Here is a 1,157-nt window from a genome sequence, read left to right as displayed (position 1 = left end):
CAATAAATCCCGGCAAGACAGTATTTTCATTGATATTCATATTTTAAAGATTCAATCTTTAGCCAGCGGCAGCGGAGAAAAGCTCTTTTGGGGTTTGGTAACCTGACTGCCGGCGTGGTAAGTTGTTTAGCTTGGCTTCCACTGCTTGGATATCACTAGGGCCTAAAGTATCCATGGACAGGCCCTTAGGCACATCACGACGGATCATTCGATTATGCGCCTCATTTGTGCCTCGTTCTGAAGAGCGGTAAGGGTGGGCATAATAAAGGTCGGCAACGCCGTCAAGCACCGTCCCCGCCGCTGCGAACTCTGCCCCGTTGTCAGCGGTAACGGACTTCATGATGTGCCCGTATTCTTGGCAGATCTTAGCCAGTTCGTAGTTGACTGAATCGGTGTCACGGCCATCAATCAAACGCAGGATCTGACAGCGAGATTGGCGCTCGATCAGCGTTAGAATGACACTTTCTTGGCCGTTACGTTTACCGACTACGGTATCCAACTCAAAGTGACCGAACTCTTGGCGCTGATCAATACTTTTAGGTCGCTCTTCGATACTTCGTCCGGCCAGACGCTTATGCTTGGGTGAATGGTGGTGTTTGGTGCGGCGCCGGTTTTTTTCGAGCAGATCAAGATTACGGACTTCAAGTAGTTGCGCATCGATATAGTGGTATAACGTCTTGGTCGAAACCATCTCCTCAGGTTGATATAAGCCTTCAAGTTTAGCACGGCCCACCGCGGCATCAGGCGACCAACCGTCTTGGTGCAAATGGGCCGTAAAGTAGTGGATAAAGTCAGCGACACCAGCGAGTTTCAAAGGTCGATGACAGGACATTCGGTTAGCTTCGTATTTGGCCTGTGCCGCTTCTGGCGAGTACTCGCGGTGATATTGCCGTTGACCGTTCACTTTTTTAACTTGGTCGATCTCACCACGGCGTAGTTCATTACTGATTGTTTGATGACAAACGCCGATAACTCTAGCAATTGCGCGGTTAGAGTATCCTTGGCTGTGTAGCGTGGCGATTCTGCCGCGCTCAAATGAAGTTAGGTGGTGACCTTTTTCTCGGACTGTGGTATTCTGTTCTTGCATCAAGACAATAACCTCTTTCATTTTTGTGTTGGAACATCAATGATAACAGAGATTTGTCTTGGTGTTTTTT

General features: G+C 48.6%; 1 protein-coding gene. It reads right to left on the bottom strand.

What is annotated here, in order from left to right; genetic code table 11:
- Positions 1–58 precede the first annotated feature (58 nt).
- Positions 59–1,087 (bottom strand): IS30 family transposase, encoded by a 1,029-nt coding sequence (locus AC6H04_RS00005; RefSeq protein ID WP_169925060.1) that lies wholly within the window; start codon positions 1,085–1,087, stop codon positions 59–61.
- Positions 1,088–1,157 lie beyond the last annotated feature (70 nt).

It is taken from the genome of Secundilactobacillus sp. MJ173, from assembly GCF_059704265.1.
Note: the sequence above shows the minus strand (reverse complement) of the source record. Positions and strands in the feature narration are given on the sequence as shown.